Below are 25,299 nucleotides of genomic sequence, written 5' to 3'. Positions count from 1 at the left end.
GCCCGATTCCGGCTCATGAACCAGCCAGACATAATTGTCGCTGAGGACGGGGATGCGGACGATCTCCAGGGTCATCGACTGAGTTCCTTCAACGCTTCGTACGCCAGCCGCTCGACAATCTCCGTAACAGGTTCGGCGCGGGCGAGGGGAGCCCCCTGGCCGGCCCAGAGCGGCGTGAAATCGTCGCGGCCCTGCGCTTCCGCCGCCTTGCGCAGCGGAGCGAGCGCCGCGGACGCATGAGGATAAGGCGGCGCTGCCGGGTTGATCGCGCCTAGATCGTCGATCAGGCGGTTCCGGATACCGCGCGCCGTCCGGCCGGAGAAGAGGTTGGTCATCACGGTGCGCTCCGCCCGCGCGCTCGCCAGCGCGGCGCGGTGGGGCGCGGCGATCAGGCTTTCAGGTGCGCCTAGGAAGGCGGTGCCGAGCTGCACGGCCGATGCACCCAGCGTCAGCGCGGCAGCAATGCCGCGGCCGTCCATGATGCCGCCGGCGGCGATCACCGGGACCGGCAGCGTTTCGGTCAGCAGCCGGACCAGCGCGAACAGCCCGATCTGTTCGGGCGCGTCCGTCAGGAAATGGCCGCTATGGCCGCCAGCTTCCCAGCCCTGCGCGATCACGGCGTCGACACCGCGCTCGGCCAGCCAGCGGCCTTCCGCGAGGCTGGTTGCGTTGCCGATCACGAACGCGCCGGCTGCGCGCACGCGCTCCAGCAGGTCCCGTGCGGGCAGCCCGAAGTGGAAGCTGACCAATTCCGGCCGCAGATGCTCGACGAGGTCCGCCCATTCGGCAGAAAATGGACGGCGCAGCGGCGGCGGATCGCCGGGCTTGATGGCCAGCTCCGCATAATAGGGCGCCAGCAATGTGCGCCAGCCTCTGTCGTCCGGCGCGTCGGGCAGCGTGTGACAGAAGAAATTGAGGTTGAGCGGCGCGTCCACCGCGGCCCGGAAGCGCGCGACCTCCGCCTCGATCTGCTGCGGCGTCGCCATTCCGCACGGTAGGGCGGCCAGCCCGCCCACCCGTGCGACCGCAATCGCCAGCTCGACGCCGCCCGCCCCCGCCATCGGCGCCAGCAGGATCGGATGCTTCACGCCGAAACCGCTGTGCGGCCATCCGGGCGCCATTCGATTCGTCGACATAAATGCACGGTTCATCGGCCATGCTCCACAACAGCAGCCGTCATCTGGGGAGCCATCTCATGAATGCCGTCGCAACTGCCACCCGCAATACTGTGCTTGCAGCATCTGCACTGATCGCGGTCGGCGCGATCGGCGGCGGCTATCTGCTGGGCGACGGGCTGCGCCGCGCCAAGATGGCGGAGCGTTCCGTCACGGTCCGTGGCCTTGCCGAACGCGACGTGACCGCCGACCTCGCCACCTGGACGATCAGCTTTTCCGAAACCGGCAGCGAGCTCGCGCCGGTCCAGGGTGCGATCGACGACAAGAGCCGGGCAGTGCGCGCTTTCTTCCAGCGCGCCGGCTTTCCTGCGGACGCGGTCAGCGATGTCGGTGCCAGTGTCAGTCAATTCTTCGACACGAGCCGGCAGCAGAATGTCGTGACGGTGCGCCGCCGGCTGCAGCTGCGCACGAAGGACGTGATGCGTGCGCGCGCCGCCTTTGCCCGCCAGGCCGATCTGATCCGCGCCGGCGTCGCACTCGAGGAAGGCAGCGGCATCGTTTACAGCTTCACCCGGCTGAACGCGATCAAGCCGGCAATGATCGCGGAAGGCACGAAAAGCGCGCGGCAGGCGGCGCAGCAATTCGCCGCGGACAGCGACACCGGCGTCGGCGCGATCAAGTCGGCCAGCCAGGGCTATTTCTCGATCGGACCGCGCGACGGCGATGTCGACGGTAACGGCGGCGGCCCGGGCACCGACTCGCCGTTCCAGAAAGTGCGAGTGGTGACGACGATCGATTTCTATCTCCGCTAAGGCTGCGTCAGCTCACCAGCGTCCGGTGTTCGGCATCGATGCCCAGGGCTCGGCCGGTTCGAGTCGGCCGTCCTGCAACAGCTCGATCGAGATGCCGTCCGGCGTCTTCACGAACGCCATATGGCCGTCGCGCGGCGGCCGGTTGATCGTCACGCCGGCATCCATCAGCCGCCGGCAGGTGTCGTAGATATTATCGACGCGGTAGGCGAGGTGGCCGAAATTGCGGCCGCCCGCATAGTCTTCCGGATCCCAATTATGGGTGAGCTCGACCTCGGCGACGCCTTCCTGGCCGGGAGCAGCGAGGAAGATCAGCGTGAACCGCCCTGCCTCATTCTCCATCCGGCGAATCTCTTTCAGCCCGATCAGCTCGAAGAAACGGATCGTCGCGTCCGGATCGCTGACGCGGATCATCGTGTGCAGATATTTCATGGCGTCATTTCTGCTGCGCCGGGGTCTTGAGTCGGTCAAGCTCCGCCTGCGCGGCTTTGGCCGCATCGCTGTTCGGCTGCACCTTGATCGCGCCTTCGAACGCGACGCGGGCCGCGTCGGGCGAACCCGATGCGAGCGCGATCCGCCCCGCCTCGAGCGCAACGCTGGCATCGTCGGGCGACAATTGGGCGGCCTTGCCGATATCGGTGCCGGCGCGCTCCAGGTCGCCCATCCGCCGCGCCAGCGAAGCCGACAACAGCCAGGCGAGCGGGTCTTCTGGAACCTGCCTCAGCGCGACATCCAGATCGATCCGCGCCTGGTCGAGCTTGCCGAGCGCCACCTGGGCGCGGGCGCGGTCGAGATGCGCCTCGCCGCTCGCCCGTCCCGTTACTGCGCCGGTCAGCAGCGCAGCGTCGAAGGCACCGACCGCTTCCTTCGCCTGGCCGGCCGCAAGGTGCGCATTGCCCGCCTGCACCCACAAGTCGGCGGCGACGGCAAGCTGGCCGCGCTCCGCTTCGTGCGCCGCCTGCTCGAAGGCAGCCGCGGCGGCCGGCCATTTCCCCAACGCCGCAAAGGCAAGCGCCGCGCATTGCTTGGCCGAAACGCCGCCGCCCTGCAGGATGCGGCCGTTGGCGATCTCCAGCGCCTTCGCCGGATCGTCCTTCAGCAGCGCAGGGCAGTCGAGGGTGGGCGCCGCGGCGGCGAGGAGGACAGGAAGCAGGATCATGGCATCATACCGGCAGCGAGGCGACCGTCGCGAGCAGCAGTTCCAGGTCCTGCGGGCGCGACAGGCGGTGATCGCCGTCCTTGACCAGAATCGTCTGCACGTTGGCTGAACGAAGTTTGCCCGCCACATGCGTCGAATGATGCCACGGCACGTCCGGGTCGCGCTGGCCGTGGAGCAGCCGCACCGGGCAGTCGATCGCGATCTCCCGATGCAGCATCCGCAGGCCCTCGCCGGATTGCCAGAAGCCGCGGGTCGTCACGAGCGGCGCGCCGTATTCGGACGGCCGCTCCAGCCGCCCTTCGCCAAGGAGCTTCATCTTGTCTTCCTGCGAAAAGCCCCAGTCCGTGAAGTCCGGCGCCGCGGCGATGCCGACAAAGGCGGCGACGCGCTCCGGCCGCGCTTCTGCGACCAGCAGGCCGATCCAGCCGCCCATCGACGAGCCGACCAGCACCAGCGGGCCATTGGTCACCGCGTCGATCACCGCCAGCGCGTCGTCGCGCCAGAGGCCGAGCGTGCCGTCCTCGAACTGCCCTTCGCTCTCGCCGCAGCCGGAATAGTCGAAGCGCAGCATCGCGCGGCCTGTGCGCGCCGCCCACTCGTCGAGCGCCAGCGCCTTGGAGCCCGCCATGTCCGATGCATAGCCGGGCAGGAACACGAGAGCAGGGCCGCCGCCCTCTCGCATATTATAGGCAAGGCGGGGGCGGTCGGGTCGTTCCAGAAGGGCCATGGACGGGCGTTTAGCCGCGCCCATGGCCTGATGCGAGCGGGAAGCTCAGGCGACCGACAGGCGCGCCGAACGACGGCGGAGCGCGCCGCCCGCCAGCCCGAAGCCGGCGATCATCATCGCCCAGGTCGCCGGTTCCGGAACCGCGCCGTTGCCCAGATCGAACGTCAGATTGTCGGCCAGGACGCTGTTGCCGTTGAGCGCAGGGGCGCGGGCACCGAATTTCGCATAGGCGATGCCGGCAAAGGTGACCGTCAGCGTGTGCATGACCGAATCGCTGGCGTCGATCGCGAGCGAGCTGGAGCCGAGCAGGACATTCCCGGCGTCGAATACCTCCAGGAACAGCAGGACCGCGTCCGAATTGAAGTCGCCGAGGTCGACGGAGACGAAGCCGGTCGTGCCGGCGAAATCGGCGCGGAATTCGGAGCGCGGCGTATCCTCTGCGAGGATGCCCTGCGACCCGCCGGGGGTCGGAAGCCGGGAAATGGGCGCGCCGTTGGCGGTGATCGTCGCCCCCTGGTCCGTATAGCTGGTGAAGCTGGCCGGAGCCGATTCGAAGTTCACGGTGGCGGCCGAGGCCGGTGCGGCAAGTATGCAAGCGCCCGCAAGCAGGGCGAGAACGGTCGTCTTCATGTGATTTACCCCCTTCGAGAGATAACCAAGCACGACCCGTTTTATGTTTGCGGTGTTTACCCTCTTTGGGATCGTTGTGCCAGCGTTCCGGACCGATCCGCCTAGATCACCCATTCGATCGAGCGCATCTCGATATTGGCGGCGCGCTTGGCATTCCGCTTGGCGACCATCTGGTCGTAGAGCTTCTTGACCGTGCCGCTGCCGGTGGTGACGAACAGCCCCGGCACCAGCGCATGAACGACGCAGGCGGCGCCGCCGACGATCATCTTCAGGCCGAACCCGCCCGCCGCAGCGAAATGTTCGGCATAGCTCTCGCCGACCTCGGCCGGGTGATCGCGGAACAGCTTGGCGAACATCGTCTCTCCCTCGTCGGCGGAAAGCCAGGCTCTAGCACAGCCACGCGGCTTTAGGACAGCCTCGGCGATGCAGACGCATCTGCCCGCATGATCTCAATCGGCCGGCGGCGCCAGGTTCGTCGCCGGCTTTTTCACCGCCACGATCGCGGCGCCGATCAGCGCCGCGCCGATCCAGTCGGCCGCGGCCAGCCGCTCCCCATACCACAGCCAGCCGGTCGCTGCCGCGATCGCGGGTTGCAGCAGGAAGGTAAGGCCGGTCACTACCGGGCTGACATGGCCCATCGCATAGACGAGCAGTCCCTGTCCGAACACCTGGCTGATCAGGGCGAGCGCGATCAGCGGCCCCCACTCCGCAGGCCAGATCGGCTCGCCCAGCGCCTGCGCGAACAGCAGCAGCGGCAGGATGCCGAAGATCGTCGACAGCGCCAGCACCGGCCATGGTTGGAGCCGCCCGCGCGCCCGGTCGATCGCGATCAGGTAGAAAGTGTAGAGCACCCCGGCGAGCAGGCACAGCAGGTCGCCGACCAGATGCTGCGGCGACAGCTCGTAGGACCGGCCCATCATCAGCACCGCGCCGAGCGTCGCCAGCAGCAGCGCCAGCGCCTGCCCGCGCGACGGCCAGGCGCGTGCCACGAGGAAACCGTAGAGCGGGAACAACAGGCTCGCGCAGTTGCCGATCAGCGTCGCATTGGCGAGCTTGGTCTTCAGGATGCCCAAATGCCAGGTGCCGAGGTCGCCGGCGAAGAAGATGCCGGCCAGCACCACCGTCGCCCACATCGCCGGCCCCAGCCGACCGATCGGCTGGCGCGTGATGCGCGTCATCAGCAGCAGCAACGGGGCTGCCAGCGCGAGCCGCCAGAACGCGGCGGCGAGCGGCCCGATCTGGCCTTCCGTCGTCGCCATGCGCACGAACATCGGCCCGAATGCCAGCGCGACGTTGCCGGCCAGCAGCGCGGCGAAGGCGAAGCCGCTATCGCCGGCGAAACTTTTTCTTGATCGGGCGGGCGCGTGCATGCGGCCCCTTAGACCCCTATGTCCGGCACGCAAAGGAGATCGAGGCTGATGCCGAACCTGTTCGACCCGATAAAGCTTGGGGCGGTCGCCGCCCCCAACCGCATCCTGATGGCGCCGCTGACGCGCGGCCGTTCGAGCCGGGAGCATGTGCCGAGCGCGCTGATGCCGACCTATTATTCGCAGCGCGCGGACGCCGGGCTGATCATCACCGAAGCGACCGGGATCAGCCGCGAAGGGCTCGGCTGGCCCTATGCGCCGGGCATCTGGAGCGACGAGCAGACCGAGGCGTGGAAGCCGGTGACCGAGGCAGTGCATCAGGCCGGCGGCCGCATCTTCGTCCAGCTCTGGCATATGGGCCGGCTGGTGCACCCCGATTTCCTGGGCGGGGGGGCTCCCGTGTCGGCATCCGCCACGACGGCGCCGTTCAAAGCGCACACCTATGCCGGCAAGCAGCCCTATGGCGAGGCGCGGCCGCTCGGCGCGGCCGAAGTGCCGCGACTGCTCGACGATTATCGCCGCGCGACCCGAAATGCGAAGGCGGCCGGTTTCGACGGTGTCCAGATCCACGCCGCGAACGGCTATCTGATCGACCAATTCCTGCGCGAAAGCGCGAACCTGCGCACCGACCGCTACGGCGGCGCGCCTGAGAACCGCGTGCGCCTGCTGCGGGAGGTCGCCGAGGCCGTGGCCGGCGAGATCGGCGCCGACCGGACGGCGGTGCGCTTCTCGCCCAACGGCAACAGCCAGGGCGTCGAGGATAGCGATCCGGCGGCGGTGTTCGTGCCGGCCGCGAAGGCGCTGAACGAGATCGGCGTCGCCTTCCTGGAGCTGCGCGAGCAGGGGCCGGACGGCACGTTCGGCAAGTCCGACCAGCCCCGGGTCTCGCCCGAGATCCGGCCGGTGTTCGATCGCCCGCTGGTGCTGAACCAGGATTACGACCGTACGCGTGCCGACGCCGATCTGGCGAGCGGCCTCGCCGATGCGATCGCGTTCGGACGGCCGTTCATCTCCAACCCCGACCTGCTCGAGCGCCTGCGCATCGGCGCGCCGCTGGCGCCGGACGACATGGCGACCTGGTACACCCAGGGTCCGGAAGGATATGTCGATTACCCGACGCTGAAGCGGGCCGCTTAGCAAAATCCTCCCCTCGCAAGCGAGGGGAGGAACTAGTCAAGGGCCACCATCCGCACCGGCAGCTTGTCGCGCGGCCGCGGGATCGGGAAATACTGCCATGTCTCGCCGGCGCCCGGCTCAAGCTCGATGCGGTAGCGGCGGAGCAGGTGAGTCATCAGGATGCGCACCTGCATCGTCGCGAAGTGCAGGCCAAGGCACATATGCGCGCCGCCGCCGAACGGCACCCAGGCATATTTGTGGCGCCCCCGCGAGGCTTCGGGCGTGAAGCGCATCGGGTCGAAGCGGTCGGGGTCCGGCCAATGCTCCGGCATATGGTGCGTGTAGCCGATATTGATGCCGATGAAGGTGCCGGCCGGGATTTTGTAGCCGCGGAATTCGAAGTCGCGCAGCGCCCGGCGCGGCATCGACGGGACCGGTGGCATGATCCGCAGCGCTTCCTTGAACGCGTATTCGGTCAGCACCAGCCGGTCGAGCTGGCCGTAAGGCACGCCTTCATCGTCGTTGAGGCCCAGCGAAGCGATCTCCTCGCGCAGCCTGTCCTGCCATTCCACATTGCGGCCGAGCAGCATCACCAAGCTGGTCGCGGAGGAAGTGATGGTGTCGTGCGCGGCCATCATCAGAAAGTTCATGTGATCGGCGATCGCCTGATCCGAGAGCGGCTGTCCATCCTCGTCGACCGCTTGGGCGAATTGCGAGAAGAAATCTTGGCCCTCCCCATTCCGTCGCGCCGGAATCTCGCGCAGGAACAGGTCGATCAGATACTCGCGTGCCTTGACGCCGCGGTGCATCGCCGTGCCCGGAATCGGCGAGCGGATCGGCGCGATCGAGGCCTGGACCTCGTCCACGAATGCTTTGTTGATCCGCGTCGCTTCTGGCCCAAGCGGCATGCCGAGAAAGCTGGTCGCGGCGAGGTCGAGGCTCAGCTGCTTGACAGCGTCGTAGAAGCGAATCGGCCGGTTCGCCCAGCCGGCCACCGCCTCGGCGATGCCGCGGTTCAGCTGCTCGGCATAGTGACGCATCGGCTCGGGCTTGAACGCGACCGACAGAGTGCGGCGATCGGCGCGATGCTTGTCGAAATCCATCAGCATCAGCCCGCGCGGGAACACCAGGTTCAGCGTCGGCCCCCAGCCCTGTTCGGACGAGAACAGCTTGTCGCGGTCGAACAGCACCAGCTCGTTCGCCTCCGGCCCGACCAGGTTCACCTGCCGCCCCCCGAACGCGCGGTTGCGGTAGACGAGTCCGTATTTCCCGATCATGCGCCGCCCAAACGCGGGCGGGTCCTTCAGGATCGCGAAGGTGTTGCCGAAGACGGGCAGGCCTTCCTCGCCCGGAATGTCCTTCAGCGCCTCCTTGGGATTGCGCGGCAGCCAGTGGGGATTGGCCTCGAACGTATGCGCAAGCGCCATCGGCGGACTCCAGGCTTATTGACAGGAGTGTAGCTAACTGCCGCCCCGTTAACAATCGCTAGAGAGGCCGTTCGTCCCGAGCGTAGTCGAGGGGCGCTGCTCGGACTTCGGTACAATCGCCCCTCGACTTCGCTCGGGACGAACGAGCTATGTTATTGCCCGGACGACTAGGAAAACCGCTCCCTCAGCGCCAGCATCGCGAGCGCAGCCTTGGCCGCCTCGCCGCCCTTGTCCTTCTCCGACTTGCGCGCCCGCGCGAGGGCCTGGGCTTCGTCCTCGACGGTCAGGATGCCGTTGCCGATCGCCAGGCCGTCCAGCGTCAGCGCCATAATCCCGCGCGCGCTTTCGTTCGAGACGATCTCGAAATGATAGGTCTCCCCGCGGATCACGACGCCCAGCGCGACATAGGCGTCATAGCGCCCGCTCTCCGCCGCCAGCGCGATCGCCGCGGGCACTTCCAGCGCGCCGGGAACGGTGACCGTTTCATGCTCGTGCCCGGCCGCCTCGACCGCGGCCCGTGCGCCTTCCAGCAGCAGGTCGTTCAGGTGGTCGTAGAACCGCGCCTCGACGATCAGGACCTTCGCCATCATTCGCCCCCGGTGCCCGGGATCGGCTGCTCGCCGACGATCGACAGGCCATAGCCTTCCAGGCCGACCAGCGTGTGATGGGTGTTGCTGAGCAGCACCATGTCCTGCACACCCAGTTCCGCAAGGATCTGTGCGCCGATGCCGTAATCGCGCAGCTCCTCGATCTGCGGGTCGCCTGCGCCCTTGCCCTCGGCGCGGAGCTGCATGAAGCGGCTGACGATTCCCTGCATCGGCTTGTTGATGACGACGATCACGCCGGCGCCCGCCTCGCCGATGACCTTCATCGATTGGGAAAGGAGGCCGGAACGCTCATTCTCCTCGCCGAACACGTCGACGAACATCGACATTGTGTGCATGCGCACCAGGGTCGGGGCAGCAGGATCGACCTTGCCCTTCTGCAGTGCGATCAGCTCGTCGCCGGTGACGCGGTTGACGAAGGTGATCGCTTTCCACTCGCCGCCCCAGCGGCTCTGGAAGGTCATTTCCGCGCGCCGCTCGACCAAATGGTCGTGCCGTCGGCGGTAGGCGATCAGGTCGCGGATCGTGCCGATCTTCAGATTGTGGAGCTGGGCAAAGGCGACGAGGTCGTCCAGCCGCGCCATCGTGCCATCGTCCTTCATGATCTCGCAGATCACGCCGGAAGGGTTGAGGCCAGCCAGCCGTGACACGTCGACCGCGGCCTCGGTATGGCCGGCGCGGACCAGCACGCCGCCCTCGCGCGCCACCAGCGGGAAGACATGGCCCGGCGTGACGATATCGTCGGCGCCCTTGGTGCCGTCAATTGCAACCGAGATGGTGCGCGCCCGGTCCGCGGCGGAGATGCCGGTGGTGACGCCTTCCTTCGCCTCTATCGAGACGGTGAAGGCGGTCTCGTGCCGTGTGCCGTTGTTGCGGCTCATCAGGTTGAGGCCGAGCTGATCGACGCGCGGCTTGGAGAGCGCGAGGCAGATCAGCCCGCGGCCATATCTGGCCATGAAGTTGATCGCGTCGGGCGTCGCCATCTGCGCCGGGATGACGAGGTCGCCTTCATTCTCCCGGTCTTCGTCGTCGACCAGGATGAACATGCGGCCGTTGCGCGCCTCGTCGATGATCTCTTCGGGCGCGGACAGATAGCCGTGGCGGAGCCGGCTCACTTCAGCGTGTGCCACGATAGGCCTCCATGCGTTGCAGATAGCGGGCAAGCACGTCGATCTCGATATTGACCGCCTGCCCCTGTTCGATTCCGCCCAGCGTGGTGACCGCCTGGGTGTGCGGGATCAGGTTCACCGAAAAACGGGTCGAGCCGTCGGCATGGTCCTTCACCTCGTTGACGGTCAGCGACACGCCATCGACGGTGATCGAGCCCTTGGGGGCGATGAACGGCCCAAGGTCCGACGGGACGCGGAAGCCGATCCGCTTCGAATCGCCTTCGGGGCAGATGCCCTGCACCTCGGCGATGCCGTCGACATGGCCTGTCACGATATGGCCGCCCAATTCCTCGCCCAGTTTCATCGCGCGTTCGAGGTTCAGCTTGCGTCCTTGCGTCCACTGACCTTGTGCGGTGCGGCTGATCGTTTCGCCCGACACATCGACCGCGAACCAGCCGGGCCCCTTGTCGACGACGGTCAGGCACACGCCCGAACAGGCGATCGACGTGCCCAGGTCGACGGTCGCGGTGTCGTATGCGGTGCGGATAACGACGCGCGTGTCGCCGCGCGTTTCGACGGACTCGATCGATCCGACGTCGGAGATGATGCCTGTGAACATTATCGGCGCCGCTCGTAGACTTCGAGCCGGTCGCTGCCAAGCTGGCGCGCGTCGAGCAATCGCCAGCGGCCATGTGCTTTGCCCAGGTCGGTGAGGCCGATATCGCCGATCGCCGCCTTACCGGCCCCGATCAGGATCGGCGCGCGGTAGAGGAGCAGGCGGTCGACCAGGTCGGCGCGGAGGAAGGCGGCGGCGGTTTCGGCGCCGCCTTCGACGAGGAGATGGTCGGCGTGAAGGGTAACGATCTGGTCGAGCGAACTCAGGCGAACAATGCCCCGCTCGTCCCGAGCGTAGTCGAGGGGCGCTTTCACAGGCTCCGAGCCGTGCCCCTCGACTTCGCTCGAGACGAGCGTGCTGCTGAGCAGGACTCGGACGGGCGACCGCTTCTCCAGCCCCTCCAGCCGCACATCCAGCCTCGGTGCATCCACTTCCCACGTTCCGCGCCCGACCAGGATCGCCTCATGCCGGCTGCGCTCCAGATGCGCGTGGGCGCGGGCGGGCTCGCCGGTGATCCAGCGGCCGGTGCCGTCGGCGAGCGCGATGCGGCCGTCGAGCGAGGTTGCGAGCTTCAGCGTGACGTGGGGGCGGCCGTCGCGCTGCCGGGCGGCGAAGCCGGCGAAGGAGCGCAGCGCGTCGTCCGACCGCACCCCGTTTGCGACGGCGATCCCGGCGCTCCGCAGCCGCTCGAACCCGCGTCCGGCGGTGCGCGGGTCGGGGTCCTCCACCGCCGCGACCACGCGCGCGAGTTCCGCTTCGGCGATCAGATCGGCGCAGGCGGGGCCGCGTTCGCTGCGATGCGCGCAGGGTTCCAGCGTCACGTATAAAGTCGCGCCGCGCGACTCCGGGCCGGCTTCGGCCAGCGCCATCGCTTCGGCGTGCGGACGCCCGCCGGGCTGGGTCCAGCCGCGTCCGATCACGCGGCCTTGTTTGACGATGATGCAGCCGACATTGGGATTGGGCGCGGTCCGGCCGCGGCCGCGCTCGCCGAGCGCCAGCGCGGCGCCCATCCAGCGCGCATCGTCGCGGTCGCTCAGAAGCCCCACCGGGTCAGCGCGTCGTCGATCCGCTTCAGCGCCGCGCGATTCTTGGCCTCTTGCTCCTTGCGCTTCGCTTCCTCGGCGGCGCGCGTCTTCATATCGGCCTTTTGCGCGGCGATGATCTCCGCATCGGTGCGGTTCAGCGGCCAGCTCTGCACATATTGGATCTCGCGCTTGTACGGCACTTCCAGGTCGCGCGAGTCGAGTAGGAATCCGACGATCAGCAGGACCGTCGTGACGACGGCGAGGAACGCGAAGACCAGCTCGTGCTTCTGGCGCGAATGGAGGAAGAGACGCAGGTCTCTGAGGCCGACAAGCGGGTTGTAGCGGCTGAAGCGGGACATGGGGCGAAGATAGGCGCCCGATGCCCCGCTTGCCAGTGTCACGCGCGAAGCTCGAAGCGGACGGTCATCTGCTTCCAGCTTTCGACCGCCACGCCGTCGCGCATGGCCGGCTTGAATCGCCAGCGGCGGAGGGCCTGACGCTCGGTCGCATCGGCGAAAAGCGGGTCGTCGGTCGAGACGATCGCGACTTGCTTCACGCGTCCGTCGGTTCCGATCAGCACCTTCACCACCGTTTTTCCCTCGACGCCGGTGCGCAGCAGCTGCGGCGGATAGGAGGGCTGGAAGTCACCGGCGAAGCGCGGATCGGGCGCCGCTCCCGTCAATACCGGTGCCGGCGTCGGTGTCGGGATTGGCGTGACCGTCGTACCCTCGTCGGTGCCGCCCGCAGTGCGGATTGGTGGCAGCACGTCGATGCCGTCGAGGATATTGTCGATGTCCCCGGTGGCCGGGACCGGCGGCGGCGGGATGTAGACCGGATCCTTCTTCACCGGCGTGTCCGGCGTCTTGTCGACCTCGACCGGATCCGGCTCCTGCGGAAGCGGGATGTTGGTGACAATCATGCCGGGATCAACCGGCACGATATAGCCGCTCTTCGCGAGCAGCAGCGCCGCGACGGCGGCTGCGTTGATCGCGATCGCAATCGTCATCGCCAGCGGGTGGCGTCGTTTCTGGGCAAGGAATCCGTCTGCGGTCATGGCATCGTCTCCTCTCAAGCGACCTCTCAGGGGCCGGAAAGAAAGAATGTTACAATATAACATCAATTGCAAGCGCGAAGTTGCGCCGCGGCGCAGGCTCGCGCATTGCTCGCCGCAATGACAGCCCATCCCGAACAGCAATATCTGGACGCAATGGCTCGTGCCTGGGCCGAAGGCAGCGAGCGCAGAGACCGCACCGGCGTCGGCACGCGCTCGCTGTTCGGCGTGACGATGCGCTTCGACCTGTCCGACGGCACGGTCCCGCTGCTGACAACCAAGCGCATCTTCTGGAAGTCGGCGGTGAAGGAACTGATCTGGTTCTTGTCGGGCGACACCAACATCCGGCCGCTGGTCGAACAGGGCGTGCATATCTGGACCGACTGGCCGCTCGACCGCTACCGGCGCGAAACCGGCGAGGCGATCGACCGCGACGCGTTCGAGGCGCGGATCGTCGGCGACGACCATTTCGCGCAGCGATGGGGCGATCTCGGCCCCGTCTACGGGAAGCAATGGGTCGCCTGGCCCGACGGCAAGGGCGGCACGATCAACCAGATCGCGCAGCTGGTCGATGGCCTGCGCAACAATCCGGTGTCACGGCGCCATATCTTCACCGGCTGGAACGTGGCGGAGCTGGACCGGATGGCGCTGCCACCCTGCCACATGACGTACCAATATCATGTTGCCGACGGACGGCTGTCGGGCATTCTCTACCAGCGCTCGTGCGACCTTGGCCTCGGCTTCGGCTTCAACATCTTCGAAGCGGCGCTGCTGCTGCGCATGATCGCCCAACAATGCGATCTTGAGCCCGGCGAGATCGTCTGGATGGGCGCCGATGTGCACGTGTACCTGAACCACGAGCATCTGGTCGCCGAGCAGGTCGCCCGCACGCCGCGGCCCTTCCCGAGGTTGGAGCTCACGCGCCGCCCGGACAGCATCTTCGACTATCGCCTCGAAGATGTGGCGATCGCAGGCTACGATCCGCACGCGCACATCTCAGCCCCTGTCGCCGTCTGATCGTCATCCCGGACTTGATCCGGGGTCCACCTTCTTCGGGTGTCCTTTAGAGAAAGGTGGACCCGGCTTTCGCCGGGGTGACGGAGGAGAGTAAGGGCCGAGCCGAAGCAAAGGAGACTCGTCCATGCGCTACAACAAGCTCGGCCGCACCGGCCTGTACGTCTCGGAACTCTGCCTCGGCACGATGACCTTCGGCGGGCAGGGGATGTGGACCGCGATCGGGCAGCTCGATCAGTCCGATTCGGATGCGTTGGTGAAGACGGCAATCGACGCAGGCATCAACTTCATCGACACAGCCAACGTCTATTCGGAAGGCGTGTCGGAGCGGATTACCGGCCAGGCGCTGCGCAATCTCGGCATCGCGCGCGACCAGCTAGTGATCGCGACCAAGGCGATGGGACCGATGGGCCAGGGACCGAACGACCGGGGGCTCTCGCGCTATCACATCATGAACCAGGTCGAAGCCAGCCTGAAGCGGCTCCAGCTCGACCATATCGACCTGTACCAGGTGCATGGCTGGGACGCGGCGACGCCGATCGAGGAGACGCTCTACGCCCTCGACAATCTCGTCCAGCGCGGGCTCGTCCGCTATATCGGCGTGTCGAACTGGGCGGCCTGGGCGATCATGAAGGCGCTGGGCATGTCCGAACGGCTCGGCCTCGCCCGCTTCGAAAGCCTGCAGGCCTATTACACCATCGCCGGCCGCGACCTGGAGCGCGAGATCGTGCCGATGCTGCAGAGCGAAGGTGTCGGACTGATGGTCTGGAGTCCGCTCGCCGGCGGTCTGCTGTCGGGCAAATATAGCCGCGACGACGAAAAGAGCGGCGAAGGCCGCCGCGCGGTGTTCGACTTCCCGCCGGTGAACAAGGACCGCGCCTGGGACGTGATTGACGCCATGAAGCCGATCGCGGAGACGCGTGGCGTCTCGGTGGCGCGAATCGCGCTCGCCTGGCTGCTCCACCAGCGAGCAGTGAGCAGCGTGATCGTCGGCGCGAAGCGGGTCGATCAGCTGGCCGACAATATCGCCGCGACCGAGATCGACCTCACCGCCGACGAACTGGCGAAGCTGGACGAGGCGAGCCGGCTACCCGCCGAGTATCCGGGCTGGATGCTCGAACGCCAGGGCGCCTACCGCGCGGAACAGCTGAACCAGAAGCCCCACGGCGCGTGAAGCCCGAGATCGTCTTCGTCATCGCCCGCGCCGACAACGGTGTGATCGGGCGGGATGGCGGGCTGCCATGGCGGCTTCCCGAAGACCTGAAGCGGTTCAAGGCGCTGACGATGGGCGCGCCGATGATCATGGGGCGCAAGACCTTCGAGAGTCTGCCAAAGCTGCTGCCGGGTCGCCGGCATGTCGTGCTGACCCGGGGCGATTGGCAGGCCGAAGGGGCCGAAGTCGCTCATACGGTCGAGGAGGCGCTGGCGCTGGTCGGCGGCCCGCGCGCGTCGGTGATCGGAGGCGCGGAGATTTATCGGCTGTTCCTGCCCGTCGCCGACCGGGTCGAGTTGACCGAAGTGCATGGCCAGCCTGAAGGTGACACGGTGATGCCGCCCTTCGCCGGTTGGCGCGAGGCGGCGCGCGAGGACCATGAGGGATACAGCTTTGTCACGCTCGTCCGCTGATCTGCTGGCCGCAGACTTCACCGACCATTCGGAGCTGTTCCGCGCGCAGGCGGCCGAGCAGCCGGACAAGATCGCGATCGCCGATGAGGAGGGGCGGATCAGCTGGGGCGAACTCGACGCACTGGTCGATCGCATTGCCGCGCGCTTGCAGGCGGAAGGCGTCGGCAAGAGCAGCGCGGTCGCCATCGCCGGGGCCAACTCGATTGCCTATGGCGCGGTGTTCCTTGCCGCGATCCGCACAGGTGCCGCAGCCGCGCCGCTGACCACATCCGCCACGCCCGAGGCGCTGACGGCGATGCTGGCCGACAGCCGCGCGAAGCATCTGTTCGCCGATCCCGGTATCGAAATGGCGGTGCCGCCCGGCGTGGAGCGTATCTCGCTGGACGATCTCGGCGCCTGGCTGCCGCCCGAAGGCTCGCGGCCGCAACCGGCGACCGTCGTGCCCGAGGACCCGTTCAACATCATCTACTCGTCGGGTACGACCGGCACGCCCAAGGGCATCGTTCAGTCGCATCAGATGCGCTGGAATTATCTGGCCCGAGCGGCGGTGTACGGGCCGGACGCGGTCGCGCTGCTGTCGACGCCGCTTTATTCCAACACGACTTTGGTCAGCTTCCTGCCGTGCCTGGGCGCGGGCGGGACGGTGGTGCTGATGAAGAAGTTCGAGGCGCGGCGCTTCCTCGAACTGTCGGAGCGCTACCGTGTCACCCATACGATGCTGGTGCCGGTCCAGTATCGCCGGATCATGACGCTGCCCGATTTCGAGAGTTTCGACCTCAGCAGCTACCGCGCCAAATTCTGCACGAGCGCACCGTTCGCGGCGGAGCTGAAGCGCGACATCCTCGACCGCTGGCCGGGCGGACTGGTCGAGTTCTACGGCATGACCGAGGGCGGCGCGTCGTGCGTCCTGCTCGCCCACGAGCGTCCCGACAAGCTCCACACTGTCGGGCAGGTGGCGCCGAACAGCGAGATGAAGCTGATCGACGAAGACGGCAACGAAGTGCCGCCGGGCGGCGTCGGCGAAGTCGTCGGGCGCGGGCCGATGATGATGAACGGCTATAACGGACGGCCGGAGGCGACCCGTGCCGCCGAATGGTTCGACGCGGAGGGCCGCCGCTTCATCCGCCACGGCGATGTCGGCCGCTTCGACGAGGACGGGTTCCTGATCCTGATGGACCGCACCAAGGACATGATCATCTCGGGCGGATTCAACATCTACCCGAGCGACCTCGAAGCGGTGCTCACTGCCGATCCGGGTGTGATCGAGGCGGCGGTGGTGGGCGTGCCGCACCCGGATTGGGGCGAGACGCCGGCCGGCTTCGTCGTGCTCCGCGCCGGCGCCGACAAAGGCGATGTGCTGAACGCCGCGAACGGCAAGCTCGGCAGGACCCAGCGGCTGTCCGTGCTGCACGTGGTGGATCAGCTCCCGCGCAGCCCCATCGGGAAGGTGCTGAAGCGGGAGCTGAGGGATCGCCTGCTTTAGGCGTGCACCGCGGTCGCGCGGCGCGTGCGGCGGCGCGAGGCTGCACCGGCAAGGCCGAGGCCGCCGATCATCATCGCCCAGGTCGCCGGCTCCGGGACGCCGGTCGGCGTCGCCGCGCCGAGCGTGACGCTCACAAAGCCGTCGGGGCCGGTTGTGGTGTTGGCGAACGAGACGCGGAGCTGACCCGACGGGCTGATCGTCACGTTGCTGATATCGATCGGCGGAAAGCCCGCCGTCTGCCGGAATATCTGCTTCGAAAAGAAGGATTCGATGGTGTTCGCCGTCGCCGGATTGTCGTCGAAATCCAGGCCGTCGATCGTGTAGGCGATCTGCCCGAGCGAGAGATTGCCGAACGTGTCGAACCGCACCTCGTTTTCGGTGATGTCGATCGTGAAGAAGTTGTCGACATACTCGGCATTGCTGCCGACATCGGCGGAAACCGTCTTGAAGACGGTATCGACGCCCTGGATGCGCTTGATGACGACGGCGTCGCCGATCAGCGTCGCGGAAGCCGGCATGGCCGGCAGAAGCGCCGCAGCTGCGGCAAGCAAGACGGAAATCGATCTGGTCACGTGTTCTAACCCCTGCAATTACAGATAGCCGAATGATTGGCCCGGGGCCGTTATGATCGAGGCCAGGAAGAGGCGCGGCCGGTGCGACCAAGTCCGCAGGCGCTGCGACCGGAAGGCCCGGCTTCAATCTCGTCGCGGCCGGACCTAAATTGGTCGGCGATGGCCGATTCCTCCCACGAAATCGTCGCGCGGATCGGCAATGGCGTCGCCGCCTTTGAGGCAGCTGCATGGGACGCGTGCGCAGGCGGGGCCAATCCGTTTGTCAGTCACGCCTTCCTTTCGATCCTTGAGGAATCGGGGAGCGCGACCGCGCGCGCGGGATGGCAGCCGCTGCCGATTGCGGTGGAAGGCGCCGACGGCGCGTTGGCCGCGGTCGCGCCGGCCTATGCGAAGAGCCACAGCCAGGGTGAATATGTCTTCGACCACGCATGGGCCGATGCGTACCAGCGCGCCGGCGGACACTATTATCCGAAGCTGCAAGTTGCCGTGCCGTTCACGCCGGTGCCGGGGCCGCGGCTGCTGCTCCGCGACGAAAGCGCCGCGCCGCACCTGATCGCCGCGATTGAGGCCGTGACGGTGCAGAACGGCCTCTCCTCCGCGCACGCCACCTTCGTTACGGCAGAGCAAGTGCCGCTGTTCGGGGCGGCCGGCTGGCTGATCCGTACCGACAGCCAATTCCACTGGCAGAACCACGGCTATGCATCGTTCGGCGACTTCCTTGCCGCGCTCTCGTCGCGCAAGCGCAAGACGATCCGGCGGGAGCGCGAGGAAGCGGTGCGCGGGCTCGACATTCGCCACCTGACCGGCAGCGACCTGACTGAAGCGGCCTGGGACGCCTTCTGGGAGTTCTACCAGGACACCGGCTCCCGCAAATGGGGTCGGCCTTATCTGACGCGCACTTTCTTCTCGCTGCTGGGCGAGCGGATGCCGGACAAGGTGCTGCTGATGCTGGCTTACCGCGGCGATCGGCCGATTGCGGGCGCGCTGAACCTTATCGGCGCCGATACGCTCTACGGCCGCTATTGGGGCGCGGTGGAGGAAGTGCCGTTCCTCCATTTCGAGCTTTGCTATTACCAGGCTATCGATGCCGCCATCGCGCGCGGGCTGAAGACGGTGGAAGCCGGCGCGCAGGGGTCGCACAAGCTGGCCCGCGGCTATGTGCCGGTGCCGACCTTTTCCGCGCACTATCTCCCCGATCCGGGCTTTCGCGCGGCCGTCGCCGATTTCCTGAAGCGCGAACGCGCGGCGGTGGCACGCGAAATCGAATTCATGGGCGAGCTGGCGCCGTTCAGGCGCGGATGAGAGCCCGGCTTGTGCCGGTGAAAGAAATGCAAGGCACAACCGTCTTGCGCCCGCAACACACCGGCTCCATATCGCGCCGCATGTTCAACCTGATCTCGCTGCTGATCGGCGTCCTCGCCATTCCCTGGGTCCTGCTGGCGGTGCTGCCGCTGATCGGCGCGCTGAACTGGCTGGTCATCCCCTGGGCGCTGCTCGGCCTGTTCTTCGGCGTGCTGTCGCGCGGAAACGCGGGCCGCAACCTGAACCTGATCGTGCTGATCGTCGCCGTGATCCGGCTCTGGCTGGGCGGCGGGCTCTTTTGAGCGGAGAGGACCGTGCCCGTCAGGGCGTGTTCTTCGGCCTCGCCGCCTATCTGAGCTGGGGCTTTCTTCCCGTCTATTTCAAGCATCTGGGCGGCGCGCTGCCGACCGAAGTAGTCGCGCAGCGCATCCTCTGGTCGGTGCTGCTGCTTGCCGTGCTGGTCGCGGCGGCACGGCGCTGGAGCCACCTTCGCGCGGCGATCGCGAATCCGCAGGCCCTGAAGATCCTGACTGCATCGGCGCTGCTGATCGGCGCCAACTGGCTGATCTACATCTGGGCGATCACTGCCAACCATGTGCTGGAAACCAGCCTCGGCTATTTTCTGAACCCGTTGGTCAATGTCGTGATGGGCGTGGTGCTGCTGAAGGAGCGGCTGACCCGCGCGCAAGGGATTGCGGTCGCGCTCGCCGCAACCGGCGTGGCGGTGCTCGCGGTCGGTGCGGCGTCGGGCCTGTGGATCAGCCTTGCGCTGGCGGGCACGTTCGCGACCTATGGCCTGCTCCGCAAGATCGCGCCGGTTGAAAGCCTGGAAGGGCTCGCGATCGAAACGATCCTGCTGGCACCGCTCGCCGCGCTTTACCTGTGGTGGTTGTCGGCACGCGGCGAGCTGGCGTTCGGGGGCGACGCGCAGCTGACCTGGTTGCTTGCCTTCAGCGGGGTCGTAACCGCAACGCCGCTGCTGCTGTTCGCGGCGGCGGCGCGGCGCTTGCGTTATTCGACGCTCGGCCTGCTCCAGTATCTGGCGCCGACCATCCAGTTCCTGCTGGCGGTGCTTGCCTATGGCGAGCCGTTGACGCGCGCGCACATCGTCTGCTTCGTGCTGATCTGGACCGGCCTTGGCGTCTATGCCGCCGACGGGCTCAGGCGCGCGCCGCGGCGTGGCCGGGGCGCCCCGGCTACTTGTCCGCGATCCTGAGCTCGCCTTCGGTGGTGCCGTTCGGCCCGTCGCGCAGGTCGAGCGTGACCGGTTTGCCTTCGTCGCTGGTGCCTGTGAAGCGGCTGCCCTGCAGCGCCATCCTGAAATCATTGGCGTCGAATTGCTGCCGGAACCAGCCGGCAACCTTGTCGCGGCCGGCCGGAGCGACGAAGCGCAGGTGGAACTCGCCCTCATTCTTTTCGTCGTCGGCGTTGATGTTGATGCCGGCGACCTTGCTGTCCGGGTAGAGGCGCACCCCGTCGATATCCATGTTGCCGGTCAGGGCGCCCAAGAAAGGAATCTGTACATCGGCCTTCACGCCCGGCGCGTCGATCTTCAGTCGCCCTTCCTTGCCCGATTCCGCGGTGATCCGGGTCGTGCCGTTGTCCGAGCGAATGTCGACGGCGGTGCCCTCTCCTTTGCGGTCGCAGGCGGCGAGCAGCGCGATCGGCAGCAGCAAGGCGAGGCGAGCGGACATGCGAGTCTCCACTGTGTTATTTAGGCAATACAGTAGGCGGCGGCAGGGCGACGGTCAAGGTCCGACGGCGACCGAAAATCCGCTGGCGTCCGATCCCCTGCTGGCTCAGGGTGGCCATGCCTGACCGCGCGGATGCCCCGAATGCCGACTCTGCTGCTGCTCTTCGCTTCCAACATGTTCATGACGATGGCCTGGTACTGGCATCTGAAGGGCGGCATGGAAAAACCGCTGGTGCTGGTGATCCTGATCAGCTGGGGCATCGCGCTGGTCGAATATTGCCTGGCCGTGCCCGCCAATCGGATCGGCTATGCGCATGGCTGGACCGGCGGCCAGCTGAAGATAGCGCAGGAAGCGATCACGCTGATCGTGTTCGGCGCCTTCATGGTGCTTTATCTGCATGAGCCGCTGCACTGGCGCCATCTGGGCGCTTTCATCTGCCTGATGGGTGCGGTCGCGTTCGTGTTCCTCGGGAAATAGCCCCTCCCGCAAACGGGAGGGGCTGAAAAACCTACCGGCAGCGGACCTGGCCGCGTTCGACTTCGCGGCCCAGCGCGGCGCCGGCCGCCCCGCCGATCAGCGTGCCGAGCAGGCTCGAACGGCCATCGTCGATCGCGTGGCCGAGCAGCGCGCCAAGTGCGCCGCCGACAATCAGGCCGGTCGTACCGTCGGAACGGCGGCAATAATAACGCCCGTCGCGGCCGCGGTAGATGCGGTCGTTCCGCGTCAGCCGGCGTTCGCGATAATAGCGGCCGTCGCGATAATAGCGATCAGCATAGTAATAGCGCTGGCCGGGCTCCAGCCGGTTCCAGTCATAGCGGCGCGACTGCCGCCAATCCCGGAGAGCCTGGCGGCGTTCGCGCCGCGCTTCGCGCATGTCCTGGCGATATTCGCGGTTGATTTCGGCACGGGACTGCGCCGCCGCCGGGGTGGCGGCGATCGTCGGCAGACTGACAGCGATTATCAGTCCAATCAGCATTCCTCGCATGGCGACCTCCTCGATTTATCGCGCCGTGAACGGTCCGGGTGCGTTCCGGTTGCGTAAGCGGTGGGATCGCGCAATCCTGCGCTCGGGAGGAGCGACGATGGGAAAACCCGATCCGCGCGTGGATGCATTCATCGACAAAAAGGCCGCGTTCGCGCAGCCGATCCTCCGCCACATCCGCGACATCGTCCACCGCGCCTGTCCCGAGGCCGAGGAGACGATCAAATGGGGCATGCCCTCCTTCACGTACAAGGGGCAGATCCTGGCGAACATGGCGGCGTTCAAGGAGCATGCGACCTTCGGCTTCTGGCGCTCGAAGGAAGTCGCGGGCACCGATGATGCGGAATCGGCGATGGGACAATTCGGGCGGCTGACCAGCGTCGCCGATTTGCCTGACGATGCAGCCTTGGAAGCGATGGTCAGGAAGGCGGCGGCGCTGATCGATTCGGGAACGAAGGCGCCGCGGCCGCTGAAGCATCCGAAACCTGCGCTGTCGATGCCCGACGATCTCGGCGCGGCCTTGGGCGCGAATCCCTCCGCACAGGCGACCTATGACGGATTTCCGCCGGGCCAACGCCGCGAATATCTGGAATGGGTTACCGACGCCAAGCGCCCCGAGACGCGCGCCAAACGCATATCCCAAGCCGTCGAATGGATGGCCGAAGGCAAGCGCCGGAACTGGAAATACGAGAGCTGCTGATCAGCTGACCGGCGTTGCCAGCAGTCCGGCCAGCTTTGAACGGAACTCGCGAAGCTCCTTGCCGCTCAACAACGAAGTGCTGACGAAGTTGACGGATTTCGGGTTGACGGCCTTGCCGCCGCGATAGACCTCGAAATGCAGGTGCGGGCCCGTCGAAAGGCCGGTCGAGCCGACATAGCCGATCACCTGGCCTTGCCGAACGTGCTGGCCCGAATGAACGGCGATGCGGCTCATATGCGCATAGCCGCTGCCCATGTTGCCGCTATGCTTCAGTTGGACGAAATTGCCGTGCCCGCCGTGCCGGCCGGCGAACGTCACGGTACCGTCGGTGACGGCGTAGATGGGCGTTCCCTTGGGCGCGCCGATATCCATGCCTTTGTGCAGCCGGCTATAGCCGAGCAGCGGGTGAAAGCGCATGCCGAAGCTGGAGGTCAGGTGACCGGTCTTCACCGGACGCGAGAGCCCTGCCCGCTTTTCGCCGACGCCGGCCGCGTCATACCATTCGGTGCGGCCGCCGATGCTCCATTGCAGCAGCTGCAGCTTGCGACGGCCCTGGCTCAGCCCGGCATAGACCAATTTGCCGATCTCGACCTCGCCGGTCTCGGCGCGCTTCTGCTCGATGATCAGGTCGAAATGCGCATTCGATCCGATCGCGCCGACGGACATCTTGCTGCCGACCGCACGCAGATAGGCCTCGACCGCACGGGCGGGAGCGCCGGCCGCGCGCGCGGCGCGATAGAGGCTGTCGCCGACTTCGCCGGTCACGCGCAGCGGCGTGTAGTCGACGCGGATCGGCAGCCGGGTCAGCTGCAGCGCGCCGTCGACGCGCTTCACTTCCAGCCGCAGGTCGAAGCGGGCGCGGAACGCCAGCGCGTCCAACGGCCGCGCCATATGCTTGTTCGCGCGGCGGCCGAGCCGGATGTCGAGGCGCGTGCCGGCGGCGATATCGTCGAGCGGGACTGCGCCCGCGATCATAGTCGCGACCTGCTCGGCTTCCGCCTCGGCGACGCCGGCGCGCTCCAGCACGCGCGCGAAGCTGTCGCCTTCGCCAACCGCGGCGCTGAGCTCCAGCATCGGCCGCTCCGGCGCTTCCGCGAGCGGCCGGACCAGATCGGTCGCCGCCATGTGCCGGCCGCTGTCCGCGCCATAAGCGAGCGGCGCGATCGACTGCGCGCGCACCTGATCCCACTGGTCGGCGGTCGCGGCAGCCGGCGCAGCGCCGGGAAGTGGGCGATAAAGGCCGGGGGAGAGAATCAGCGCGGCGCTGCACAACGCGGCAAGCGTGCCGAAACCGCGCCACCACTCGTTCGAGCCGATGCGCGCGCCCAGATCGACGATCAGGTCGAGATCGGAAAAACGGCCATCGCCCAGTCCGCGCCGGCCGAAATCCGGCGCGAGCGCGACTGCCGCGCTGCCGCCGCCGAGGGTAAATCCGTGGTCGTCGTGTCGGTACAAAAAGCTGCCCCCCGGCAAGTGGCGCCGCGACTATGCAGCGGCGAGGTCGTAACGACTGTGGACAATCAGGGTTAACGTCAACCTAAGTTGCTGGCGCAAAAGCCGTTACTGCGGCGAAACGCACCCTCGATGCGTTCAGTCGCACCAGTTCTTGTGATTAGCGCCGGAGCAACCAAGATAACTCCCATGTCCAGCTTCGCCTCTTCGCCGGTCGCGGCGGTTCTGGGGCCGACCAACACCGGCAAGACGCACCTCGCGGTCGAGCGGATGTGCGCGCATTCGAGCGGGATGATCGGCTTTCCGCTGCGGCTGCTGGCGCGCGAAGTCTATGACCGGGTGGTCGCGATCAAGGGCGAAAGCCAGGTCGCGCTGATCACCGGCGAGGAAAAGATCGTGCCGCCGCACGCGCGCTGGTTCCTGTGCACCGCGGAATCGATGCCGCTGGATCGCGATGTCGCATTCGTCGCGCTGGACGAGGCGCAGCTGGGTGCCGATCCGGAGCGCGGCCATGTGTTCACCGACCGCCTGCTGCGCGCGCGCGGCCGCGAAGAGACGCTGATCCTCGGCTCCGATGCGCTCAGGCCGATGGTGAAGGCGCTGCTGCCGAAGACCGAGATCGTCAATCGCCCGCGCTTTTCGACGCTGAGCTTCGCCGGCGCGAAGAAGCTGTCGCGGCTGCCCAAACGCTCGGCGATCGTCGCCTTCTCGGCAGAGGAAGTCTATGCGGTGGCCGAGACGCTGCGGCGCCTGCGCGGCGGTGCGGCGGTCGTGATGGGCGCGCTCAGCCCGCGCACGCGGAACGCCCAGGTCGCGATGTTCCAGGCCGGCGAAGTCGACTATCTGGTCGCGACCGACGCGGTCGGCATGGGCCTCAACATGGACGTGGCGCATGTGGCGTTCGCGAGTCTGCAGAAGTTCGACGGACGGCGGACCCGGCGGCTCACGGTTGCCGAAATGGCGCAGATCGCCGGACGCGCCGGCCGCCACCAGCGCGACGGCACGTTCGGGTCGCTGCACATGGATGGCCCCGGCGCCTTCACCCCCGAAGAGATCGAGGCGATCGAGAACCACCGGTTCCCATCGCTCGACTTCCTTTACTGGCGCGACGGCGATCCGGACCTGTCGAGCCTTGACGCGCTGACCGCCTCTCTTGAGGCAAAGCCGGATATGCCAGTGCTGCGGCCGGCACCGCAAGCAGTCGATCTCGCCGTGCTGAAACGGCTGACCGACGAGGATTGGGTGCGCGCCCGCACGCGCAACCGTCAGGCCGTGAAGCGGCTCTGGGCTGCATGCGGCCTGCCCGATTTCCGCAGGACCGGCGCCGAGCACCACGCCCGCTTCGTCGGCCGCATCTATCAGCATCTGTCCGAAGGAAACGGACACGTCCCCCATACCTGGTTCGCGGAAGAGATCGCGCGGCTCGACCGGACCGGCGGCGATGTCGACACGATCGCCGATCGCATCGCGTCGATCCGCAGCTGGTCGTACATCGCGCACCGCGCCGACTGGCTGGAGAGCCCGCAGCACTGGGCCGAGCGCACGCGTGCGATCGAGGAGAAGCTTTCCGACGCGCTGCATGCCGCGCTGACCCAGCGCTTCGTCGATCGCCGGACCTCGGTGCTGCTGCGTGAGATCGGCGCCGGGCTCGACCAGCTGCCGGTCGCCGTCGGCGAAGACGGCAATGTCACTGTCGACGACGAGCATATCGGTCGCCT

General features: G+C 67.1%; 30 protein-coding genes. 12 read left to right on the top strand and 18 right to left on the bottom strand.

Annotated features, from left to right (window positions below):
- Positions 1–71 precede the first annotated feature (71 nt).
- Positions 72–1,151 carry a nitronate monooxygenase gene (locus VFT73_RS12220; RefSeq protein ID WP_326411481.1) on the bottom strand — a complete coding sequence of 360 codons (1,080 nt, stop codon included), beginning with the start codon at positions 1,149–1,151 and terminating at the stop codon, positions 72–74.
- A gap of 44 nt (positions 1,152–1,195) precedes the next feature.
- On the opposite strand from VFT73_RS12220, the gene VFT73_RS12215 reads away from it, so the two are divergent.
- Complete coding sequence (locus VFT73_RS12215) at positions 1,196–1,927, top strand: SIMPL domain-containing protein (RefSeq protein WP_326411479.1); 732 nt, start codon at positions 1,196–1,198, stop codon at positions 1,925–1,927.
- 12 nt (positions 1,928–1,939) lie between these two features.
- Here VFT73_RS12215 and VFT73_RS12210 read toward each other — a convergent pair whose 3' ends face one another.
- From VFT73_RS12210 to VFT73_RS12185, 6 genes are all read right to left on the bottom strand, one after another.
- On the bottom strand, positions 1,940–2,356 hold the full coding sequence (locus VFT73_RS12210; RefSeq protein WP_326411477.1) for a VOC family protein: 417 nt from the start codon (positions 2,354–2,356) through the stop codon (positions 1,940–1,942).
- A 4-nt stretch (positions 2,357–2,360) separates the two neighbouring features.
- On the bottom strand, positions 2,361–3,083 hold the full coding sequence (locus VFT73_RS12205) for a tetratricopeptide repeat protein (RefSeq protein WP_326411475.1): 723 nt from the start codon (positions 3,081–3,083) through the stop codon (positions 2,361–2,363).
- A gap of 4 nt (positions 3,084–3,087) precedes the next feature.
- Positions 3,088–3,810 (bottom strand): alpha/beta hydrolase, encoded by a 723-nt coding sequence (locus tag VFT73_RS12200; RefSeq protein WP_326411473.1) that lies wholly within the window; start codon positions 3,808–3,810, stop codon positions 3,088–3,090.
- Positions 3,811–3,855: 45 nt separating this feature from the next.
- Positions 3,856–4,440 (bottom strand): PEPxxWA-CTERM sorting domain-containing protein, encoded by a 585-nt coding sequence (locus VFT73_RS12195; protein WP_326411471.1) that lies wholly within the window; start codon positions 4,438–4,440, stop codon positions 3,856–3,858.
- 101 nt (positions 4,441–4,541) lie between these two features.
- Positions 4,542–4,796, bottom strand: a complete 255-nt coding sequence (locus tag VFT73_RS12190) for a DUF6356 family protein (RefSeq protein ID WP_326411469.1) — start codon at positions 4,794–4,796, stop codon at positions 4,542–4,544.
- A gap of 93 nt (positions 4,797–4,889) precedes the next feature.
- Positions 4,890–5,810, bottom strand: a complete 921-nt coding sequence (locus VFT73_RS12185; RefSeq protein ID WP_326411468.1) for a DMT family transporter — start codon at positions 5,808–5,810, stop codon at positions 4,890–4,892.
- A gap of 48 nt (positions 5,811–5,858) precedes the next feature.
- Here VFT73_RS12185 and VFT73_RS12180 point away from each other — a divergent pair, with 48 nt between their 5' ends.
- The gene (locus VFT73_RS12180) at positions 5,859–6,944 is read left to right on the top strand and encodes an alkene reductase (RefSeq protein ID WP_326411465.1); all 1,086 of its coding nucleotides are present in this window, start codon (positions 5,859–5,861) and stop codon (positions 6,942–6,944) included.
- A 32-nt stretch (positions 6,945–6,976) separates the two neighbouring features.
- On the opposite strand, the gene VFT73_RS12175 is transcribed toward VFT73_RS12180, so the two are convergent.
- From VFT73_RS12175 to VFT73_RS12145, 7 genes are all read right to left on the bottom strand, one after another.
- Entirely contained in the window at positions 6,977–8,350 is a 1,374-nt protein-coding gene (locus tag VFT73_RS12175) for a cytochrome P450 (RefSeq protein WP_326411463.1), read from the bottom strand.
- Positions 8,351–8,517: 167 nt separating this feature from the next.
- The gene (ribH, locus tag VFT73_RS12170; RefSeq protein ID WP_326411460.1) at positions 8,518–8,937 is read right to left on the bottom strand and encodes a 6,7-dimethyl-8-ribityllumazine synthase; all 420 of its coding nucleotides are present in this window, start codon (positions 8,935–8,937) and stop codon (positions 8,518–8,520) included.
- The gene (gene ribB / locus VFT73_RS12165) at positions 8,937–10,085 is read right to left on the bottom strand and encodes a 3,4-dihydroxy-2-butanone-4-phosphate synthase (RefSeq protein WP_414712822.1); all 1,149 of its coding nucleotides are present in this window, start codon (positions 10,083–10,085) and stop codon (positions 8,937–8,939) included. Before ribB ends, ribH begins: the two co-directional genes overlap by 1 nt.
- Positions 10,072–10,683 (bottom strand): riboflavin synthase, encoded by a 612-nt coding sequence (locus tag VFT73_RS12160; protein ID WP_326411457.1) that lies wholly within the window; start codon positions 10,681–10,683, stop codon positions 10,072–10,074. Before VFT73_RS12160 ends, ribB begins: the two co-directional genes overlap by 14 nt.
- A complete protein-coding gene (gene ribD / locus VFT73_RS12155) occupies positions 10,683–11,690 on the bottom strand; it encodes a bifunctional diaminohydroxyphosphoribosylaminopyrimidine deaminase/5-amino-6-(5-phosphoribosylamino)uracil reductase RibD (protein WP_414712823.1) in 1,008 nt (335 codons plus the stop codon). The genes VFT73_RS12160 and ribD overlap by 1 nt, the downstream gene beginning before the upstream one ends.
- A gap of 23 nt (positions 11,691–11,713) precedes the next feature.
- Complete coding sequence (locus tag VFT73_RS12150) at positions 11,714–12,106, bottom strand: hypothetical protein (protein ID WP_326411453.1); 393 nt, start codon at positions 12,104–12,106, stop codon at positions 11,714–11,716.
- Positions 12,103–12,759 (bottom strand): energy transducer TonB, encoded by a 657-nt coding sequence (locus VFT73_RS12145; RefSeq protein WP_326411451.1) that lies wholly within the window; start codon positions 12,757–12,759, stop codon positions 12,103–12,105. Before VFT73_RS12145 ends, VFT73_RS12150 begins: the two co-directional genes overlap by 4 nt.
- A 117-nt stretch (positions 12,760–12,876) precedes the next feature.
- Here VFT73_RS12145 and thyA point away from each other — a divergent pair, with 117 nt between their 5' ends.
- The 4 genes from thyA (at position 12,877) to VFT73_RS12125 (ending at position 16,879) form a co-directional block, all read left to right on the top strand.
- Positions 12,877–13,773 (top strand): thymidylate synthase, encoded by an 897-nt coding sequence (gene thyA / locus VFT73_RS12140; protein ID WP_326411449.1) that lies wholly within the window; start codon positions 12,877–12,879, stop codon positions 13,771–13,773.
- Positions 13,774–13,897: 124 nt separating this feature from the next.
- Positions 13,898–14,944, top strand: a complete 1,047-nt coding sequence (locus tag VFT73_RS12135; RefSeq protein WP_326411446.1) for an aldo/keto reductase — start codon at positions 13,898–13,900, stop codon at positions 14,942–14,944.
- Entirely contained in the window at positions 14,941–15,396 is a 456-nt protein-coding gene (locus VFT73_RS12130) for a dihydrofolate reductase (protein ID WP_326411444.1), read from the top strand. Before VFT73_RS12135 ends, VFT73_RS12130 begins: the two co-directional genes overlap by 4 nt.
- Positions 15,377–16,879 (top strand): class I adenylate-forming enzyme family protein, encoded by a 1,503-nt coding sequence (locus VFT73_RS12125; RefSeq protein WP_326411442.1) that lies wholly within the window; start codon positions 15,377–15,379, stop codon positions 16,877–16,879. Before VFT73_RS12130 ends, VFT73_RS12125 begins: the two co-directional genes overlap by 20 nt.
- Here the strand turns inward: VFT73_RS12125 and VFT73_RS12120 are convergent.
- Positions 16,876–17,451: a PEPxxWA-CTERM sorting domain-containing protein gene (locus VFT73_RS12120; RefSeq protein ID WP_326411440.1), complete on the bottom strand. Its 576-nt coding sequence runs from the start codon at positions 17,449–17,451 to the stop codon at positions 16,876–16,878. The genes VFT73_RS12125 and VFT73_RS12120 overlap by 4 nt on opposite strands.
- A 159-nt stretch (positions 17,452–17,610) precedes the next feature.
- On the opposite strand from VFT73_RS12120, the gene VFT73_RS12115 reads away from it, so the two are divergent.
- Genes VFT73_RS12115 through rarD form a run of 3 tightly spaced genes read left to right on the top strand, consistent with a single transcriptional unit; the run spans position 17,611 to position 19,969 of the window.
- Positions 17,611–18,753, top strand: coding sequence for a GNAT family N-acetyltransferase (locus tag VFT73_RS12115; protein WP_326411438.1), 1,143 nt, complete (start codon positions 17,611–17,613; stop codon positions 18,751–18,753).
- 44 nt (positions 18,754–18,797) lie between these two features.
- Complete coding sequence (locus tag VFT73_RS12110) at positions 18,798–19,055, top strand: hypothetical protein (protein ID WP_326411436.1); 258 nt, start codon at positions 18,798–18,800, stop codon at positions 19,053–19,055.
- Positions 19,052–19,969: an EamA family transporter RarD gene (rarD, locus tag VFT73_RS12105; protein ID WP_326411434.1), complete on the top strand. Its 918-nt coding sequence runs from the start codon at positions 19,052–19,054 to the stop codon at positions 19,967–19,969. The genes VFT73_RS12110 and rarD overlap by 4 nt, the downstream gene beginning before the upstream one ends.
- On the opposite strand, the gene VFT73_RS12100 is transcribed toward rarD, so the two are convergent.
- A complete protein-coding gene (locus VFT73_RS12100; RefSeq protein ID WP_326411432.1) occupies positions 19,950–20,447 on the bottom strand; it encodes a hypothetical protein in 498 nt (165 codons plus the stop codon). The two genes, rarD and VFT73_RS12100, sit on opposite strands and share 20 nt — an antisense overlap.
- Before the next feature lie 141 nt (positions 20,448–20,588).
- Here VFT73_RS12100 and VFT73_RS12095 point away from each other — a divergent pair, with 141 nt between their 5' ends.
- Positions 20,589–20,924 carry a DMT family protein gene (locus VFT73_RS12095; protein ID WP_326411430.1) on the top strand — a complete coding sequence of 112 codons (336 nt, stop codon included), beginning with the start codon at positions 20,589–20,591 and terminating at the stop codon, positions 20,922–20,924.
- Positions 20,925–20,955: 31 nt separating this feature from the next.
- On the opposite strand, the gene VFT73_RS12090 is transcribed toward VFT73_RS12095, so the two are convergent.
- Positions 20,956–21,432, bottom strand: a complete 477-nt coding sequence (locus VFT73_RS12090; protein ID WP_326411428.1) for a glycine zipper 2TM domain-containing protein — start codon at positions 21,430–21,432, stop codon at positions 20,956–20,958.
- Between the two features lie 97 nt (positions 21,433–21,529).
- Between VFT73_RS12090 and VFT73_RS12085 the strand changes: the two genes are divergently transcribed.
- A complete protein-coding gene (locus VFT73_RS12085; RefSeq protein ID WP_326411426.1) occupies positions 21,530–22,129 on the top strand; it encodes a YdeI/OmpD-associated family protein in 600 nt (199 codons plus the stop codon).
- Here the strand turns inward: VFT73_RS12085 and VFT73_RS12080 are convergent, their stop codons facing one another.
- Positions 22,130–23,584 carry a M23 family metallopeptidase gene (locus tag VFT73_RS12080; protein ID WP_326411424.1) on the bottom strand — a complete coding sequence of 485 codons (1,455 nt, stop codon included), beginning with the start codon at positions 23,582–23,584 and terminating at the stop codon, positions 22,130–22,132.
- Positions 23,585–23,770: 186 nt separating this feature from the next.
- Between VFT73_RS12080 and VFT73_RS12075 the strand changes: the two genes are divergently transcribed.
- Positions 23,771–25,299, top strand: a 1,529-nt coding sequence (locus VFT73_RS12075; RefSeq protein WP_326411423.1) for a helicase-related protein, incomplete at its 3' end; no start/stop codon positions are given.

The organism is Sphingomonas sp. (assembly GCF_035758555.1).
Classification (GTDB): Bacteria; Pseudomonadota; Alphaproteobacteria; order Sphingomonadales; family Sphingomonadaceae; genus Sphingomonas_B.
Note: the sequence above shows the minus strand (reverse complement) of the source record. Positions and strands in the feature narration are given on the sequence as shown.